An 18,258-nucleotide genomic window follows, 5' to 3' on the forward strand; every position below is an offset into this window, starting at 1 on the left:
AAAAGTACTGTTTAAAAGCAGCATGCTATGCTATATGAGTTTTAATTGAAAAACCAGAATATGGTATTATACAGTTTTCAAGTATAGCACTCCATTTTTGTAGCAAACTATGCCACATAAAGGAGAGTCAGGCATGCTTGTAAAAAAGATGATTGGTGAAGTGGAACTAACTAAAGATTTATTACTATTGTTATGTATTGGTGGACTTTATAGTTTAAGTATTGCTTTATCCAATACTTTTGTGAATGTTTTCTTATGGAAGCAATCAGGAGAGTTTTCTGATTTAGGAATCTATAACCTTACAGTTGTGATCTTACAGCCTTTGACTTTTATTATGGCAGGAAGAATGGCAAAAAAAATGGACCGAATCATCGTATTGAGACTCGGTGTGATTTTTTTAGCTATTTTTTATGTCACTGTTTTACTAGTAGGAGCAAGAGCAAGCGAATTTATCCTTCTGTTAGGGGGATTACTTGGAATAGGTTATGGTTTTTACTGGCTAGCTTTCAATGTATTAACTTTTGAAATTACAGATCCTGAAAATAGGGATTTTTTCAACGGGTTTTTAGGAATCTTAAATTCCATTGGTGGAATTATAGGTCCAGTTTTAGCAGGATGGATTATTACAAGGTATATAGGGTTTCAAGGATATAGTATTATTTTTGCGATGTCGTTAGGATTGTTTGCAGTGGCTGTCATTTTAAGCTTTTCTTTAAAAAGACGCCCTGCACATGGAAGGTACCTATTTAAAGAGGCGCTACAAGAGCGGAAGGAAAATAAGAATTGGCGCATGGTGACAAATGCTCATGTCTTTCAGGGACTACGGGAAGGGACATTTCTATTCATCATCTCTGTTTTTGTTTTCATTTCAACTAAAAGTGAGCTAGCTTTAGGAACTTTTGGAATGATTAATTCATTTGTATCATTCATTTCATATTTTTTTGCTTCAAGGTTGATAAAGAGAAACATTCGCAAAAAAGCGATCTTAATAGGGGGGATTGGTTTATACCTTTCCATATTCTTAATTGTGTTCGATTTATCTTACGGAAGATTATTACTCTATTCGGGTAGTATTGCGATTTTTTATCCGATGTTATTAGTTCCTTACATATCGCTCACCTATGATGTAATTGGGAGGGCAAAAGATGCTGCAGAGAGAAGGATAGAATATGTGGTCGTTAGGGAATTATTTCTGAATCTTGGAAGGGCCATTTCAATTACAGCATTTTTATTTGCGATTTATTTTTTTAATGAGGAAATCAGTATCCCAGTTTTACTACTCATTCTAGGTTCAGGTCACACCTGTATTTACTTTTTCATTCGGAAAATTGAACTTTCTTCATAGTCTGTCTATAAGGAAGGGAATCATTGGCAGACACTCATTTCCTATTTAAGTCTTTATTCTTATAGTTAAATGGTAGAAAAAATAGCCGTATTTCTATACAATAAAGGTTGGCTTAATATGATGTAAAAATAAAGGAAGTGAGTCTTGCGTTGAAAAAAGTGAAAGTTAAAGAAAAGAAGAAGAAGACGCATGTTCCTTTTCGTTTAAATATAATCTTTTTTGTGGTCTTCGTGCTATTCTCAATACTTGTACTTCGACTTGGAGTTGTACAAATTGTGTATGGGGATGATTATCGAAGGGAAATTGAACGAACGGAAGATGTAACTGTCAATAATCCTGTACCAAGAGGAAAAATCTTCGACCGACAAGGTAAGGCAATTATAGATAACAAACCTTTGGATGCAATTACGTATACAAGATATCAAGGAACAAAAACGGAGGAAATGCTGAAGGTAGCAGAGAATCTGGCAAAACTAATTGATAAGGATACGAAGAAAGTTACCGAACGTGATAAAAAAGATTTCTGGATCTTGAAGAATCAAGAACGAGCTGAAGAAAAGATTACAGAGGCTGAAAAAAAGAAATATGCTGAAAAAGAGCTTTCTGATAAAGATCTATACAAGTTGCAATTAAAAAGAATCACCGAGAAAGAACTGAATGAGCTCAAGGGGGAAGAGCTAGAAGTACTTGCCATTTTCCGTGAATTTAATAGCGGTTATGCCTTGACTCCGCAAATTGTTAAAAATCAAGGAGTTACCCAAAAAGAATTTGCTGTTGTCAGCGAAAACCTGCAATATTTGCCAGGAGTGGATATTACAACTGACTGGGAAAGGTACAGTCAATTCGGGGTAACTCTTCAAAGTGTGTTAGGAAAAGTATCTTCTTCAGAAGAAGGTCTACCTAGTGAGCAGCTAGAATACTATCTTGCAAGAGATTACAGTCGTAATGACCGTGTAGGAAAAAGCTATGTAGAGTATGCTTATGAGGAAGTTTTGCATGGGCAAAAAGCAAAAGTAAAAAATGTAACAGATAAAGCAGGGAATATCCTAGAATCAATTCCGATTACAGAAGGTAACCGTGGGAAAGACTTAGTTCTTACGATTGATATGGATTTGCAAATTGCCGTTGAAAAAATTCTTGAAGAAGAATTAAAAGAAAAGAAAGCAAGAAGCAATACGCAATTATTGGACCGAGCCTTTGTTGTCATGATGAATCCTAAAACTGGTGAAATTCTTTCTCTAGCTGGAAAACAATTTGAGAGAGATAAAAAAACAGGTCAAATTAAGTTCAATGATTTTGCTTTAGGAAACTTTACTACTTCCTATACAATGGGGTCGGCAGTTAAAGGTGCTACCGTGTTAACAGGATACCAAACAGGAGCGATCTCACCTGGTACCGTTCAGTATGATACAAAGCTTAGAATTAAAGATACGCCTGACAAAGGATCCTATACAAATATGGGGAACATCAATGATTTGGAAGCGTTGAGACGATCCTCTAACGTTTACATGTTCAAAACTGTTATCAGTATGGGGAACGGAAACTATGTTCCAGGTCAATCGCTTAGAATTAACCCAAAAGCGTATGATACGATGAGATATTATTACAGCCAATTTGGTCTAGGAGTCCGTACGGGAATTGACTTGCCAAATGAAATGGTAGGTTTTAAAGGTTCAGAAAGAGGCCCAGGTAAACTTCTGGATTTATCTATCGGACAGTACGATACGTATACTCCAATTCAATTGGCACAATATGTTTCCACTATTGCAAACGGTGGATATCGTATGCAGCCGCATATTGTCAAAGAAATAAGGGAGCCAGTCGAAGATAATGCACAACTTGGCCCATTAATTAAGCAAATTCCACCTACTGTATTGAATAGATTGGATATGAAGCCTGAATGGATAGAACGAGTTCAACAAGGTTTCATCCAAGTTATGAATGCACAAGGAGGAACAGCAAGGTATAAATTCCTTGGCGCAGATTATAAGCCAGCTGGTAAAACGGGAACCGCCCAAGCGTTTTATGATGGTCCAATGATGAAGAATTTTGATGAACCACAAGAAACGATGAACCTAACATTGGTTGGATATGCTCCTTATGATAATCCAGAAGTGAGCTTTTCGGTTGTAGTTCCGTGGGCATATCAAGGAAGAACGAATGGCCATACAATGAACCAAGATATTGGTCGTAAAATCATGGATGCATATTTCGAATTAAAAAAAGCACGCGTAGGTCAAAAAAATAATCAAACCGCTGTTCAAAAAGTGGAAGGTACACAAAACCCTGAAACAGATGCACAGAATCAATCTGACAATGGGCAAACAGAAACAACTGAAACAGAAACAAATACTAATCAATAATATAGAAGACATTCCTCGAAATCATCCGGGAATGTCTTTTTTTTTTTCTGGTTACATTATTGATTAAGGGTGAATGCACCAACCAGCGATGAAATAAACATAATTTACACTTTTCTAACCCTAATTTACACATCCTTTACAATTCATTAAAACCAGATTAATACTCATCGCTTAATCTAATAACTGTAAGAGAAAACAAATCAACTCAATCTCAGGGGGAATTAGAGAATGAAAGGTTTCAAGTACATGGCACTAACAGCAATGTTATCAGGAGCGCTAGCAATCACTGCAGCGTGTGGAACAGAGGGTGCTAATAAAGAAGGTCAATCAGAAGCGGCGGACAAGCAGCTTCAAGGAGATATCGCAGTTGACGGTTCTTCAACAGTTTATCCAATCATGGAAGCTGTATCAGAAGAATATATGCTTGAACAACCTGAAGTAAAAGTATCTGTTGGATTTTCTGGTACTGGTGGAGGATTCAAAAAATTCATCGCTGGTGAAACAGATATGTCTAACGCTTCCCGACCAATTAAAGATGAAGAAAAAGCTGAACTTGAAAAAAATGGTGTGGATTTCACAGAGTTCCAATTAGCATATGATGGACTATCTATTGTTGTAAACAAAGATAATGATTGGGTAGACCACTTAACAGTAGAAGAATTAAGCAAAATGTGGGTAGACTCCGGAAAAGCTAAATTGTGGTCAGACATTCGTCCGGAATGGCCAAAAGAAGAAATTAAATTCTATTCTCCGGGGACGGATTCTGGAACATATGACTACTTCAATGAAGTAATCTTAGAAGATCAACCAATCGTATCTAATGCGACTCTTTCTGAAGATGACAACGTATTAGTACAAGGTGTAACTGGTGATAAGGCTGCTATCGGATTCTTCGGATTTGCTTACTATAATGAAAACAAAGATAAATTAAAAGTGGTACCAATTGACGGTGGTAACGGTGCGATTGAACCAAACCATGAAACAATTATGGATGGCACATACGCTCCACTATCTCGTCCGCTTTACACATATGCAGCAAATAAATCAGTTGCAGAAAAAGAACAAGTGTATGACTACCTTCGTTTTACTATAGAAAATGCAGGAGCAATGGCTGAAGAGGTTGGATATGTAGCACTTCCAGAAGAAGAGTATACAAAAGCTCTTGAAACATTAGACGGATTGAAAAAATAATTTCTTCCGGCTTTGGATGATGACGAATATGGCGGGAGAGAAGCGTTTTACGGCTTCTCCCCTTGCCATGTCTTGTATGGAAAGGGGTTTTTACTGTGGGTCATGAAACATCTAGTCAAATTTCAATCCAAAAAATGATTGAAGAAAAAAAGAAAAAACAATCTGGATTCTCGTTTGAAAAAATGGTACCAGGCTTGTTGCTCCTCACTGCAATCATTTCGGTGTTAACAACAATAGGAATTGTATTTACTTTAATCTTTGAAACGTTTGAGTTTTTTAGTAGGATTTCCATTTCCGAATTTTTGACAGCAAAGAAATGGTATCCATTCTCAGAAAATAATGCTTCATATGGAATTATGCCCTTAATAGCAGGTACATTAAAAGTAACCATTATCGCTTCAATTGTGGCTGTGCCTATTGGACTTGCCTCCGCCATTTATTTGAGTGAGTATGCATCGGATCGTACACGCAGAATTATAAAGCCGATATTAGAAGTTTTAGCAGGTATTCCAACGATTGTTTATGGGTTTTTTGCATTGACTTTCGTTACTCCTGTTTTACGAGAAATCATTCCTGGTCTTGAAATCTTTAATGCGCTTAGTCCAGGGATCGTAGTGGGGATTATGATTACACCAATGATTGCATCATTATCAGAAGATGCAATGAGCTCTGTCCCTAATTCTATTCGAGAAGGTGCTTTTGCACTAGGTGCTACTAAGTTTGAAACAGCAATAAAGGTCATTTTACCTGCAGCGATTTCAGGGATTATGGCATCTATTGTACTAGCACTTTCAAGAGCGATTGGAGAGACGATGATTGTAACGGTTGCGGGTGGTTCAACACCTTCATTAAGCATGGATGTTACTTCATCGATTCAAACAATGACCGCGTATATTGTTCAAGTAAGCACAGGTGATGCTGGATATGGAACGACTATTTATTACAGTATTTACGCAGTGGGCATGACATTGTTCCTATTCACTCTTGCTATGAACTTACTAGCTCAATTTATCTCTCGTAAATTTAGGGAGGAATATTAATGAAACTTATTGATGAACAAAAAGTTTTGAAGAGAATGTCAGGTAGGTTATTAACTAATACCATTCAAAAAGGAATCTTCTTTGGAGCGACATTATTTGGCTTACTTGTTTTAGCTATTCTTTTATATCGGATATTCACTCAAGGACTTGGACATTTAGATTTGGAATTTTTCCAAAACTTCGCTTCACGTAGACCGGAACAAGCGGGAATCAAAGCCGCTTTTATAGGAACGATTTGGTTAATGGCAGTTGTTGCTCCAGTTTCTTTAATTTTAGGTGTAGGTACTGCACTGTATTTAGAGGAATATGCAAAAAAGAATCGATTTACAGCATTTATTCAAATTAACATTTCAAACTTAGCTGGTGTTCCTTCCATTGTTTTCGGACTTCTTGGGTTAACGATATTTGTTCGTGCGTTGGCATTAGAGCGTTCTGTACTTGCAGCAGGTTTGACAATGAGCTTGCTAGTTTTGCCCGTCATTATTGTGGCTTCACAAGAAGCTATTCGTTCAGTTCCCAAGCATTTACGAGAAGCTTCATACGGTATGGGAGCAACGAAATGGCAAACGATCATTAGAGTTGTTCTTCCAGCTGCAATTCCAGGGATTTTAACAGGTGGGATTTTAGCCCTTTCCCGTGCAATAGGTGAAACTGCACCACTCGTAGTAGTAGGTATCCCAATGTTTATTGCCTTCTTGCCTAAAACCGTATTTGACACGTTCACGGTATTACCAATGCAAATTTATAACTGGACTTCAAGGCCACAAGAAGAATTTCATAATGTCGCTGCTTCAGGAATCATTGTTTTGTTAGCATTACTAATCATCATGAATTCAATCGCAGTGCTAATCAGAAATAAGTACTCAAAACGCTATTAATTAGGGGTTAGGTTTAATCGGATGAAGGAGGACTCATATATGAATGAAACATTAACAAAAGCTACTATGCAGACGAGCTCAACCAATGCTACAACATCTAGAAAAAAACAAGTGGTTTATGAAACGTCGCAGTTAAATTTATGGTATGGAGAAAACCATGCTTTAAAGAATATTAACTTGGACATTTATGAAAACGAAGTAACAGCCATTATCGGGCCTTCTGGGTGTGGTAAATCGACATATATTAAAACGTTGAACCGGATGATTGAATTAGTTCCAAGTGTCAAAACATCAGGAGAAATTAAGTACCGTGGACGCAATATTTTAGATAAAGGCTACAAAGTAGAAGAATTACGCACAAAAGTTGGAATGGTTTTCCAAAAGCCAAACCCATTCCCAAAATCTATCTACGAAAATGTAGTATATGGACCAAAAATTCATGGGATCCGTGATAAAAAGGTACTGGACGAAATAGTAGAAAGAAGTTTACGTGGAGCGGCTATTTGGGACGAGGTAAAGGATCGTTTACACGAAAATGCGTATGGTTTATCTGGAGGTCAACAGCAACGTCTATGTATCGCTCGTTGCTTGGCAATCGAGCCTGATGTGATCCTTATGGATGAGCCAACTTCGGCTCTTGATCCAATCTCCACATTGAAGGTAGAAGAGCTTGTACAAGAATTAAAACAAAACTTTAGTATCATTATTGTCACACACAACATGCAACAGGCAGCACGTATCTCTGACAAAACAGCTTTCTTCTTAAATGGTGAAGTGGTGGAGTTCTCAGAAACGGATAAGATATTCTCTAACCCTTCGGATAAAAGAACGGAAGATTATATTACAGGGCGATTTGGTTGATCCTCTTATAGGAAGGGTGCTATTGAAATGGCAGTACGTGAACGTTTTGAAAATGAACTGAAAGTTTTAAAAGGCAAATTGATTGAACTTGGAAACCTTGCAACTGATTCATTGAGTAAAGCATTTCAAGCGTTAGAAAATCAAGATATAGACACAGCTTTAAAGATTATCGATAACGATACAGCTGCTGATATGCTCGAACTAGAGATTAATGATTTTGCGATATTATTAATTGCTAAACAACAGCCAGTAGCAATCGATTTACGTCGTATCATTGTAGCCATTAAAATTGCATCAGATATTGAAAGAATGGCTGACTTTGGAGTGAATATTGCAAAATCTGCAGTTCGAATTGGGAAAGAGCCTTTCATTTTTCCTTTAGACAATCTTAAAAAAATGAATGAAATTACCATTGAAATGATTCGTTTATCTTTAGAGGCTTTCGATCAAGAGGATGTACAATTAGCCAAAAAAATTGCTGAAATGGATGACGAAGTGGATGCTTTGTATGGTGAAAACATTCGAAATATCTTAAAATTGACTAACGAAAATCAACAACAAGTTACTCAATTATCTTTTGTAGCTCGTTATTTAGAACGTACAGCAGACCATGCTACCAATGTAGCGGAAAGCATTTATTATCTTGTCAGAGGTAAACACTTCGATTTAAATGAATAAATGCGTTGAGAGAGGGTGACCCAAAAGGTATAAACTTTTGGGTCACCCTCTTCAATATTTTAGGCCGGCTTGTAAGAATAGCCTATTGAAATCCATTCCAGGCGCTTCGGGGCTGTCGTTGAGCCCACTCGCAGCCGTTTGCGTCTTCGGGGTCTCAGGTGTCCAACTGATTCCACAGGAGTCTTCGCGCCTTCCACTACAATCAACTCAAGTTTCTAAATTCATTTTTCACAAAGCCTAAATTTAAATGCTGCCATCTGTTTATACCTAGAAAATGGATAAAAACAAAAAAGAGACGACTCTCAAGTTGAATTTTATCAACCTTTTGAGTCAATCTCATTTTGTTAATTAGTAATGGTTTTAGCAATTTGGGAAATAGACATGTTCTTTGTTAATACATATTCCCCTAATTGGACTTTAGTAGAGAGGTTATTCTTCTCCAAGTACTCTGTAAAAGCTCTTTTATCCTGGATAATGCCCTGTTTTTCAAGAATAGAAGCAATGGTTTCCGGATTCATCCCAGGCTCGATAGTAAGAGTCAGTGAACTAGAATTCTCTTCTTCTTTTTCATTAGTGGTTGATTGCTCTTCTAGTTTTGATTCCTTACTAGATTCCTCTTGCTCTAATTTTGGTTCTTCTTTCTTTTTTGTTGGTTCAGTTTTGGAATTTGTTCTTTCCTCTTTTTCTAAAGGGGTATTAGTACTTTTTTCTTTTTTGTCTTTTGGTAGGATGATCATCCCGTGTTCTTCGATCATTTTTTTTGCTTCTTCTACCGAAGTGGTTGGTGGTTCTTCAATTAAGTAATGGTACCCTGCCATAATCGCTGTTGAAAAAATAATACCACCTGCAAACGATTGAATGCTTCTTTTATTCATAATCAATAATCCTTCCCACGTACATCTTCAATGATCTCGATGATTTCATCTTGACTTAAGGTGGATTGTTTTTCTATTTGTTGCAAAGAAAGTCCTTGATTATATAAAGAAATGACCTGGCTTTTCAAGATTTGATTAACTGGTCCCTTTTTTTGATGTCTGGCAGGTTGTACAGACGTTGAAGGTTCTTGAATTAATAATTCTTCCTCTAAGACATTCATCTTTCTTTTTAACTGATATACGTCCTGCATATAGGTAAGGGATAATTGCTCCAAATCTTCTTCAAGTTTAGTAACTCGATCCTTCGAGAAAAAAGAAAGAGATAATAAAACAATTGCGACTACTAATAAACCGATAAAAACTGCTCCCACACTCTCACCTCAGCTGTAAATTCATTTCACACATTTATTTTACACGTATTTGAACTAAGTTTGTTACATGTTTTGATAACTCTGTCATGAATAAGCAGGAAAAAAGGTGAATTATAGGAAAATATGTCACATTGAACACTTAAAAAAATGTCGAATCTATAGTTTTGAAGGGAATTTTAAAGATTTTACTTAGACATGTAAGCATTCGTATTTTATCGACAAAATGCGTTCATTGTCCAAGAGTACGTTCAATGCTACGATAATAATAGAAAATAAATGAATAAATGGATGTTTTATTTCATATATTAATAAAATTTGATCAAAATCGGTTACGGATTCAACTTGGAGGTGTCGAATGTGATTGAGGAGATTATCGATTTGAGAAATAAAGGTCTTTCCTTTAGAAAGATTGCAAAGCAAATGAATACAACGGTAGGAAAGGTACAATACCAATGGAAAAAACATATCAATCAAGAAGCTCCTATAGAAAACGAAAAGAAAATCAGGAAATCGAAACCAATCCATCAAGTAACTTTAAAGAAAGAGAACGTATTAGAACGAAACTCTATCCTTTTAAACGAAAAAAATAGCAAAGTACTTCTTATTCAACGCAATGAAGAAAGTGTCCTTGTTTATTGGAGTTTTTCCAAAATTTTAAAGATGACTCTTCAAAACTATTACGGAAAAACAATTGAACAGTGTACATTTTTGCTTCGTTTGTATGATGTTACTAAAGTAATATTCAACGGTAACAATGGACATTATTTTACCGATGTAGTGATTCCTTCAAGGAATAACCATTGGATCCTAAATGGTTTAAAGCCATCAAGGTCTTATTTGGTAGAGGTTGGTTTATTGCGAGAAGACGGAAGCTTTATGCCTTTAATGCGTTCTAATACTATACAATCTCCTAGAAATGAACTTTCGCAATGTGAACAACTCTCTAATGATATTCGTCAATGGAGTACTTATAAATATGAACGACCTAACTGGGTTGAACATATCAGTACGTACAGCTATTACAAAAAGTAATTTTTAAAAAGAGGAGGGGTGAGAATGAAAGCAGTTTACTATGCGCATATGCCGATAAATAGAAATAATGATATAGAAACTATTCGTAGTCTATACGGATCCTTTTATTGTTTGTTTAAACGATTAGAAACTGGAAGCCTAAACAATGTGGGGTTATGTTTATCAGGATTACTGGTGAAGAACCTCGCTGACGCAAATTTCTTATCTCTGTATGACGAGACAGTTCATATGCATTTTCCTAAAGAACATAAAAAGTATGGGACAGACTTACTTTCAAAAGTCCGAATGTTCTTGCAAATGGGAACCCTTAAATTAGTAGGAACAACAGTTGTTCCTTTCCCTTTAACGGTTATGCAAACATCAGACATGATCAATTGGCAAATCAAAGAAGCTGTTTCCCTCTATGAGCAAACTCTTCACTGTAAGCCAAACTATTTCTTGCCACCTCTAGGGGCATTTGTGTCAGGAATAGATGAGTATATTCTGAGAAACGGTTATGAAAATATTCTCCTAGATTCCCATACCATGAAATATAAAGAGCCTCATTCTGAGCTTACCGTATCAACATCTCCGTATGGGTTAATGTGCTTCGCAGCTACTACCAATGGTAATGAAGAATTTAATGAAGGAATCATCCATATCATTCCACTCAATGAAATTACAAGTACGATGGATATTCACTCAAATTTGCCAGATGAAAATAATTCGTTTGAACAAAACTCTGTGTCCCATTTGGATTTTTCTTATTTTGGAATAGGAAACCGTATTAGAAGTTTATTTGAAGAAAAGGATGTAGAGTGGATCCTTGAATTGATTGAGATGGAAAGTCAATTCATTGGAATAAAAAATCGAAATCAACTTGATACAAAAGCGACTAGTGAATTCCATTACCTTTGGAGTATGGTAGCCGATTCGGAGATGAGTGAAGCCGAACGAATTTCTTATAAAAACAAATTTAATTTGGATTTACAAGCTACTATTGGTAATAATTACAATTGGAAAACAGATAAACAGGGACAGGATCACTCCTTAAATATTTTAATGTTAACTTGGGAGTTCCCACCTCACATAGTTGGTGGACTATCCAGACATGTGTTTGGATTGTCTAGGGCATTAGTGGATTTAGGCCACAATGTTCATATAGTAACAGTCGGGCTACAGGGCCAATGTTCAGATTCTGTTGCATCAGGTGTACATGTGCATCGAATTGAAATGGAGCATTGGAATGAGTCAACTTTCATCGAGTGGGTAGGATATTTGAACATTAAGATGGGGGAAAAGATTTCAAATTTATTTGATCTTGGAATCAAGCCTGATATTATCCATGCCCATGATTGGCTTGTAGGGGCTTCTGCAATGGCTGCAAGTCAAAGATGGGACATCCCTTTATTTGCTACCATACATGCGACTGAAAACGGAAGACATAACGGAATCCATAATAGTGTCCAATTCTTTATCCATGAACAAGAAAGAAGATTAATCGAACAAAGTGATCAACTCATTGTTTGTAGTGAATATATGAAAAATGAGCTGATGGAAATTTTCTCAACTCCAAGTGACAAAATGGCTGTTATTGCTAATGGTGTTGAAAAAAATGATATTTTGGGAAGCCATAAGCATAATCAAATAGAGGAAAAAGTATATTCGATATTTTCCTGGGGAAGGTTGGTCCCAGAAAAAGGCTTTGACATATTAATAGAAGCAACTGAAATCCTGAAATCATCCAATGTCGATATAAATGTTGTTATTGCAGGAAGAGGACCCATGTTGGAGACGTACAGGGGAATGATACAAAGTCGAGGACTTGAGAAGCAAATTCAATTGATTGGTTTCATTCAGGATGAAATGAGAAACCAATTATTGAATCAATGTGACCTTACTGTTTTTCCAAGCACATATGAACCGTTCGGTATTGTCGCACTAGAAGCGATGATATCAGGTAAGCCGGTGATTGTCTCAGAAACTGGTGGTCTAAAAGCCATAATTAAGAACTGTGAGAGTGGGTTACTATTTAAAACTGGTGATGCGTTAGATCTTGCCCAGAAAATTGAATACATGATGAGTCATCGAGAGGTAACGTCGAGAATGGCTTTAAAGGGACAAGAAGTTGCGACGAAGTTATTTAGCTGGGAAAGGGTAGCCCTTCAAACAGCCCATTTAATAAAAGAGTTCAATTTATCTAAGAGAATCGAGAGAGGTGAAAGAAATGAATTATCAAGCACAGGTAGTAGATAATCGGGAACACGAAAGCTGGAATGTTTGCTCCATATATCAACAGCCCATACTTTTTAATGATGATTCTCCGCTTAGGATAGGTTTATGGTCTAACAAAGGTTTTTCTTGGGAATTTCCTAGTAAGCATAAGGTGCAATCAGATTTTTCTATCCTTTCTCTCAATAAAAATGAAGAAATTGAGCATATTTCTTTTCGATTAACCAATTTGTCTAATCAGTCTAAGCTTTTTAAAATAATCGTTCAGTACCTACATTCATCAGAAGAAAAAAGCTTAGCCTTTTATAGTCCAGCTAAGAATGCTATTCTCCATTATGCATCAGATTCAATAGTCATGTTAGGCGGAGTCCTTAATGGACGGGGGCTTTCTCAATATTGTATTAGAGATTATGAAGCTGATCAGTCTAAACCCATTTTCAGAAGTAAGGAAGAAGGATTTCTACCGATATCACCATTAGCTAGTGGGAGTTTATGCAGTTTGTTTACTTTGGAGATGGATCTTGCCCCTGGAAAGACGTCTGAAGGAATGATTTGGACCATTACAGCTACATCAAACGAAGAAATGGTAGATATAGAAGAAAAATTGCTAAATAAACTGTAGTTGAAATATTATCTTTACGCATGTTGATTTCTTCAAAAAACATACTAGCATTTCATTCTTAAAAGTGATATTATATAAAAGTCCTATGTGAAGATGAAACAATGTTTGGAGGGAAATACAAATGCGTGTTAATATTACGTTGGCTTGCACAGAATGTGGTGAGCGTAACTATATTTCTAAAAAAAATAAGCGTAACAATCCGGACCGTCTTGAGCTTAAAAAATATTGCTCTAGAGAAAAACGCATGACTACGCACCGTGAAACAAAGTAAAACAACAGGATTCATCCTGTTGTTTTTTTTGTACTCAAAAAAGTATTTTTTCAACAAAAAGTGCTTGTAGATTGTTTGCTGTTTTAGATAGTTTCTTTAGGAGGAAATGTTTTGGAGACTAAATCATATATTAGAAAACAAATATTGAATGCTTTAACTATGAAGCATGAGAATGATTATAAAGAACAATCTTGTAGGATTTCAGAAAAGCTATTCTTACTAAAGGAGTGGAATCAATCAAAAATAGTGGCCATCACGGTTTCGAACTTCCCTGAAGTAGAGACAAGAACCATTATAGAATCGGCTTGGGAGCAAGGTAAAATAATAGTTGTACCAAAATGTATCCCTAAGGAAAAAAAAATGGACTTTCGAAAAATTGACAGCTTCGATCAGTTGGAACAGGCTTATTTTTCTCTTTGGGAACCTATTGTACATACGACTGAAAGTATACAACACGATAAAATAAATTTGACGATTGTTCCAGGAGTTGCATTTGCTAGAAATGGATATCGAATAGGATTTGGTGGAGGATATTACGACCGGTATTTAGAAAATTGGAAGGGTATGACTGTGTCATTGGCATTTGAGGAACAAATTGTAAATTCCGTTCCAATTGATAGGTTTGATCTTCCAGTATCGACCATTATTACGCCAAAGGAAGTAATCTATTGTGACATTTGAATTTGCGATCTATTTTTTTGTTATATGTTTTACAGCCATAGCTGGTTATTATGTAAAATCATTATCCTTCAGTGGTGCCTTTGCAACGTTCGTTGTGGGCTGTTTTACGGCAGTAGGATTCCAATGGAGGGGATTATTCCTATTAGGCTTTTTCTTTGCTTCCTCAAGCCTTTGGTCAAAGTTTAAACAACAGCAAAAGAAACATGTCGAAAGTAAATTGGAGAAAAGTGATCGTCGTGATCATGTGCAAGTTTTTGCAAATGGAGGATTAGCAGCTTTTTCTGGTCTGCTTTATCATTTTTCTGGGGAGGATATCTGGTTATTTTCTTTGATAATCAGTATAGCTGCTGCCAATTCAGATACATGGGCATCGGAAGTCGGCGTATTGAGTAAAGAAACACCGATTCATGTATTAACCTGGAAAAAAGTTGATAAAGGTACTTCAGGTGCAATTTCTGCATTAGGAACTACCTTTTCATTGCTTGGTTCCGCATTCATAGGAATACTGGCTGCGTATTTATGGGGACTTTCAGTTTATAAGGTAACCCTAATAATAACCTTTGGTTTCCTGGGAAGCGTTGTGGATACAATATTAGGAGCAACCATGCAGGAAGTTTATCAATGTCCGAACTGTGATCTTAAAACGGAAAAAAGGATGCACTGTGGAAGGGCCACTCAATTCATCAAAGGCATAAAAAATCTTGATAATGATAAAGTAAATTTTCTTAGTTTGTTAATCGTTGTATTACTTGGATTAGTGTTCATTTCATAGAGGTGGGATGTAACAAAGTTGCCTCATATCATGGAGAATTAGTCCTTATATGAAATAGTAAATGTAATACAATAATGGTATAGATGGTAGATTGAACGAAAGAGGGTTTTCACATGAAAAACAAAGTGAATCGTGTGGTCCTAATAGGAACAGGCTTCGTAGGAAGTAGCTATGCTTTTGCGATGTTAAATCAGGGAGTCACTGAGGAATTGATTCTTTTGGATGTTAATAAAAGCAAATCCGAAGGAGACGCAATGGATTTAAATCACGGCTTACCTTTTGCCCCTTCATCCACCAAAATATGGTTTGGTGATTACCATGATTGCAAAATTGCAGATGTAGTAGTCCTAACTGCTGGTGCAAATCAAAAACCAGGTGAGACTCGTCTTGATCTTGTTGAAAAAAATTTAGTGATCTTTAAGCAGATTGTAGAGAAGGTTATGGCCAGTGGATTTGATGGTATTTTCTTGATTGCTACTAATCCTGTTGATATTTTGACGTATGCAACATGGAAATACTCTGGATTGCCAAAGGAGCGGGTAATCGGTTCTGGGACAATCCTTGATACGGCTCGCCTCCGCTACAATTTAGGGAATTATTTTCAAGTCGATAGTCGCAATATCCATGCCTATATTATAGGAGAGCATGGTGATACAGAACTGCCAGTATGGAGTCATGCCAATATTGGGACTAAACCTATTTCAGAAGCGATTGACTCAAAAGCAGAATATAAACAAGAAGATTTAGATCAATTGTTTATTGATGTGAGGGATGCTGCTTACAAAATCATCGAAAGGAAAGGTGCTACATTCTATGGCATCGCGATGGGTCTTGTCCGAATAACAAAAGCCATCCTTCATGATGAAAATAGTATATTGACTGTTTCAGCTTTATTAGAAGGTGAATATGGACATTCAGATATCTACATTGGAGTGCCATGCATTGTAAACAGAAATGGTATAAAAGAAGTAATTGAATTAAATTTAAATGAAGAGGAAAAAGAGAAATTTTCCCACTCTGTTGAGGTATTAAAGAATACTATTTCTCCATTTTTATAAGATAGGCTATAAGTGACAAGAACTTAAAGAATTAATCATAAAAATCCCTCCTCTATTTCAAACTAAAATAAGGAGGGATTCATTATGCTTAGAATTTTAGTGAAATACGGTGCAATTGTATTGTCAGCATATTTAGGCTACCGTTATCGGTATCGATTACTGAATGTTCTTTTGGGAGTGCCTTTTTTACGTCGTAGTGTTGTAGCCTCATCAATGAACATGCCACTAGTTAAGGATAAAATGCTGCAAAGTATGTTCAAGTTAGAAACATCCCCCAGGTAAAGACGAATGGTTCAAGTATTGATTATTAATACTTTATTCATTGAAAGCCCGGATTAATATATCCGGGTTTTGCTACAATACATAATTAGGCTATCCTTCAATTTGTGATTTGTAGCCTCTGTAAATCATGAAGTTGATTCTTTTCTTTTTTAGTCTACATAGACTATAGTGTTAAAGAGGAAGGGAAAAGATGAAATAGGAGAAAATAGAAAGTAGGGGAAGTATTGAGTGTAAAAGAAGATTATTATTATTGGTCGATTTTACATACCCTTTGCATTGATCATGGATATGAAGTGATATCTGTTTCTACCGATCAAAACGAGATTTGGCTCGAAAAATATAGTGATAAGAAATTTCCGGTAGTAAGATTAATGCGTCACGACTTGGATTGGGGAAGTTGGCTTAAAAGGGACTTAAATCGTACTGTCCATAATTCTGAAAGGATACGATCGCAGTTATTTAAAAGACCGATTCATGTACTAAATATGTACATATCGCCTTATCCACCGGTCGATGATTATGAGCTTGATGATGTAACGTTGAAAAAAACCACGATTACCTCCTTCATATTTGAAACAAATCAATTTGAACATAGTTTAAAGCAGTTATCTGAAATATTGGAAGTAAGGCTAGGCTCAGAACTTCTCTTCGAAGAAATTAGTGAAGAGAAAATTACAGATTTAAAACACCAAGTGTTGCAAAGTACTGTACGAAAGCGAGAAGAAGAACAAAAAGTTTTCCAATACGGGAGACCTATTTTCACTATGTTTTTTTTAACGATTCAAATCGTTTTGTTCCTACTAATGGAATTAACCGGTGACAGTGAGAATATGAAAACGTTGGTAGAATATGGGGCTAAATATACCCCCTTCATTCTTCAAGGTGAATGGTGGAGATTGATTACACCAATGTTCGTACATATAGGCCTGCTTCACCTAATCATGAACTCGTTCGCTCTTTATTATCTTGGGGCTGAAGTGGAGAAAATCTATGGTAGTTTACGATTTTTTATCATTTATTTATATGCTGGCTTTGCAGGAACGTTAGCCAGTTTTCTATTCAATGATTCATTATCAGCTGGAGCAAGTGGAGCAATTTTTGGTTGTTTCGGAGCACTGTTGTTTTTTGGATGGAAACAGCCGAAGCTATTTTTTAGGAAAATGGGGACGAATATCATTGTTTTGATTGCCATCAACCTAGCTTTAGGGTTTACCTTATCAGGGATAGATAATGCTGGTCATATTGGTGGGCTAATTGGTGGTTTTCTTATTTCCTTGGCAATTGGTGTGCCGAAAAAGGGAAATGTTATCGTAAAAATAGTCGGAGTTGTTGGTTTGGGTCTCATTACATATCTTGCAATTACGCTCGGGTATAGTATTCAAGAGAAGAGGGATCATGGACCTGTGATTGCTTCTTTAGTTAATGAGTACATTAAAGACGGCGAAGAAAAAAAAGCGAGGGATCTTTTGGTAAGATTACTCCTTGAAAGGCCAAATGCACCACATGCTTACTTTTTACTAGGGAATTTAGAAGCGAAAGATAAGAAATACCTAGGAGCAAAAAAGGCTTATCTAGAAGCGATTCGCCAGAAAAAAGATTTCCATGAAGCATACTACAATTTGTCGCTTGTGTATCTTGAAGAAGGTAACGTTGAGAAGGCAAAGGAAGTATTGTTATTGGCCATAAAATATGGAAAAGGAGAGCCTATGTATCAAACCCTCCTTGAA

General features: G+C 36.3%; 18 protein-coding genes. 16 read left to right on the forward strand and 2 right to left on the reverse strand.

The features are described from left to right. Positions 1-133 precede the first annotated feature (133 nt). The 7 genes from DBX25_RS10680 (at position 134) to phoU (ending at position 8,356) form a co-directional block, all read left to right on the forward strand. On the forward strand, positions 134-1,345 hold the full coding sequence (locus DBX25_RS10680; protein ID WP_108670789.1) for an MFS transporter: 1,212 nt from the start codon (positions 134-136) through the stop codon (positions 1,343-1,345). Between the two features lie 158 nt (positions 1,346-1,503). After that, the gene (locus DBX25_RS10685; RefSeq protein ID WP_108670930.1) at positions 1,504-3,708 is read left to right on the forward strand and encodes a peptidoglycan D,D-transpeptidase FtsI family protein; all 2,205 of its coding nucleotides are present in this window, start codon (positions 1,504-1,506) and stop codon (positions 3,706-3,708) included. Positions 3,709-3,936: 228 nt separating this feature from the next. After that, positions 3,937-4,899, forward strand: coding sequence for a PstS family phosphate ABC transporter substrate-binding protein (locus tag DBX25_RS10690; RefSeq protein ID WP_108670790.1), 963 nt, complete (start codon positions 3,937-3,939; stop codon positions 4,897-4,899). A gap of 134 nt (positions 4,900-5,033) precedes the next feature. Continuing rightward, positions 5,034-5,939 carry a phosphate ABC transporter permease subunit PstC gene (pstC, locus tag DBX25_RS10695; RefSeq protein WP_108670931.1) on the forward strand — a complete coding sequence of 302 codons (906 nt, stop codon included), beginning with the start codon at positions 5,034-5,036 and terminating at the stop codon, positions 5,937-5,939. Further along, a complete protein-coding gene (gene pstA / locus DBX25_RS10700) occupies positions 5,939-6,817 on the forward strand; it encodes a phosphate ABC transporter permease PstA (RefSeq protein WP_108670791.1) in 879 nt (292 codons plus the stop codon). The genes pstC and pstA overlap by 1 nt, the downstream gene beginning before the upstream one ends. Positions 6,818-6,883: 66 nt before the next feature. Further along, a complete protein-coding gene (pstB, locus tag DBX25_RS10705) occupies positions 6,884-7,678 on the forward strand; it encodes a phosphate ABC transporter ATP-binding protein PstB (protein WP_240620251.1) in 795 nt (264 codons plus the stop codon). Between the two features lie 27 nt (positions 7,679-7,705). Next, positions 7,706-8,356, forward strand: a complete 651-nt coding sequence (gene phoU / locus DBX25_RS10710) for a phosphate signaling complex protein PhoU (RefSeq protein WP_108670793.1) — start codon at positions 7,706-7,708, stop codon at positions 8,354-8,356. Between the two features lie 344 nt (positions 8,357-8,700). Here phoU and DBX25_RS10715 read toward each other — a convergent pair whose 3' ends face one another. After that, on the reverse strand, positions 8,701-9,231 hold the full coding sequence (locus DBX25_RS10715) for an endolytic transglycosylase MltG (RefSeq protein WP_108670794.1): 531 nt from the start codon (positions 9,229-9,231) through the stop codon (positions 8,701-8,703). Positions 9,232-9,233: 2 nt separating this feature from the next. Beyond that, positions 9,234-9,602: a hypothetical protein gene (locus DBX25_RS10720; RefSeq protein WP_108670795.1), complete on the reverse strand. Its 369-nt coding sequence runs from the start codon at positions 9,600-9,602 to the stop codon at positions 9,234-9,236. A gap of 357 nt (positions 9,603-9,959) precedes the next feature. Here DBX25_RS10720 and DBX25_RS10725 point away from each other — a divergent pair, with 357 nt between their 5' ends. The 9 genes from DBX25_RS10725 to DBX25_RS10765 form a co-directional block, all read left to right on the forward strand. Continuing rightward, positions 9,960-10,634: a DUF4912 domain-containing protein gene (locus DBX25_RS10725; RefSeq protein ID WP_108670796.1), complete on the forward strand. Its 675-nt coding sequence runs from the start codon at positions 9,960-9,962 to the stop codon at positions 10,632-10,634. Between the two features lie 24 nt (positions 10,635-10,658). Further along, positions 10,659-12,869: a glycosyltransferase family 4 protein gene (locus DBX25_RS10730; RefSeq protein ID WP_108670797.1), complete on the forward strand. Its 2,211-nt coding sequence runs from the start codon at positions 10,659-10,661 to the stop codon at positions 12,867-12,869. After that, positions 12,841-13,467, forward strand: a complete 627-nt coding sequence (locus tag DBX25_RS10735; protein WP_108670798.1) for a hypothetical protein — start codon at positions 12,841-12,843, stop codon at positions 13,465-13,467. Before DBX25_RS10730 ends, DBX25_RS10735 begins: the two co-directional genes overlap by 29 nt. A gap of 121 nt (positions 13,468-13,588) precedes the next feature. Next, the gene (rpmG, locus tag DBX25_RS10740; protein ID WP_108670799.1) at positions 13,589-13,738 is read left to right on the forward strand and encodes a 50S ribosomal protein L33; all 150 of its coding nucleotides are present in this window, start codon (positions 13,589-13,591) and stop codon (positions 13,736-13,738) included. A 111-nt stretch (positions 13,739-13,849) separates the two neighbouring features. Next, on the forward strand, positions 13,850-14,419 hold the full coding sequence (locus tag DBX25_RS10745; protein WP_240620244.1) for a 5-formyltetrahydrofolate cyclo-ligase: 570 nt from the start codon (positions 13,850-13,852) through the stop codon (positions 14,417-14,419). After that, positions 14,409-15,191 carry a DUF92 domain-containing protein gene (locus tag DBX25_RS10750; protein ID WP_240620245.1) on the forward strand — a complete coding sequence of 261 codons (783 nt, stop codon included), beginning with the start codon at positions 14,409-14,411 and terminating at the stop codon, positions 15,189-15,191. The genes DBX25_RS10745 and DBX25_RS10750 overlap by 11 nt, the downstream gene beginning before the upstream one ends. Before the next feature lie 113 nt (positions 15,192-15,304). Next, positions 15,305-16,249, forward strand: a complete 945-nt coding sequence (locus DBX25_RS10755) for an L-lactate dehydrogenase (protein ID WP_108670801.1) — start codon at positions 15,305-15,307, stop codon at positions 16,247-16,249. A gap of 84 nt (positions 16,250-16,333) precedes the next feature. After that, complete coding sequence (locus DBX25_RS10760) at positions 16,334-16,531, forward strand: hypothetical protein (RefSeq protein WP_108670802.1); 198 nt, start codon at positions 16,334-16,336, stop codon at positions 16,529-16,531. Between the two features lie 224 nt (positions 16,532-16,755). Further along, positions 16,756-18,258, forward strand: a 1,503-nt coding sequence (locus tag DBX25_RS10765) for a rhomboid family intramembrane serine protease (RefSeq protein ID WP_205685210.1), incomplete at its 3' end; no start/stop codon positions are given.

The sequence above is a fragment of the Peribacillus acanthi genome (genome assembly GCF_003073175.1).
GTDB lineage: Bacteria > Bacillota > Bacilli > Bacillales > DSM-1321 > Bacillus_BN > Bacillus_BN acanthi.

Excerpts from the sequence above, each read along its gene's own strand:
- pstA (WP_108670791.1), top strand. The coding sequence starts at position 5,939 with ATGAAACTTATTGATGAACAAAAAGTTTTGAAGAGAATGTCAGGTAGG.
- DBX25_RS10715 (WP_108670794.1), bottom strand. The coding sequence starts at position 9,231 with ATGAATAAAAGAAGCATTCAATCGTTTGCAGGTGGTATTATTTTTTCA.
- pstC (WP_108670931.1), top strand. The coding sequence starts at position 5,034 with ATGATTGAAGAAAAAAAGAAAAAACAATCTGGATTCTCGTTTGAAAAA.
- rpmG (WP_108670799.1), top strand. The coding sequence starts at position 13,589 with ATGCGTGTTAATATTACGTTGGCTTGCACAGAATGTGGTGAGCGTAAC.
- DBX25_RS10690 (WP_108670790.1), top strand. The coding sequence starts at position 3,937 with ATGAAAGGTTTCAAGTACATGGCACTAACAGCAATGTTATCAGGAGCG.
- DBX25_RS10760 (WP_108670802.1), top strand. The coding sequence starts at position 16,334 with ATGCTTAGAATTTTAGTGAAATACGGTGCAATTGTATTGTCAGCATAT.
- DBX25_RS10755 (WP_108670801.1), top strand. The coding sequence starts at position 15,305 with ATGAAAAACAAAGTGAATCGTGTGGTCCTAATAGGAACAGGCTTCGTA.
- phoU (WP_108670793.1), top strand. The coding sequence starts at position 7,706 with ATGGCAGTACGTGAACGTTTTGAAAATGAACTGAAAGTTTTAAAAGGC.
- DBX25_RS10730 (WP_108670797.1), top strand. The coding sequence starts at position 10,659 with ATGAAAGCAGTTTACTATGCGCATATGCCGATAAATAGAAATAATGAT.
- DBX25_RS10735 (WP_108670798.1), top strand. The coding sequence starts at position 12,841 with ATGAATTATCAAGCACAGGTAGTAGATAATCGGGAACACGAAAGCTGG.
- pstB (WP_240620251.1), top strand. The coding sequence starts at position 6,884 with ATGCAGACGAGCTCAACCAATGCTACAACATCTAGAAAAAAACAAGTG.
- DBX25_RS10680 (WP_108670789.1), top strand. The coding sequence starts at position 134 with ATGCTTGTAAAAAAGATGATTGGTGAAGTGGAACTAACTAAAGATTTA.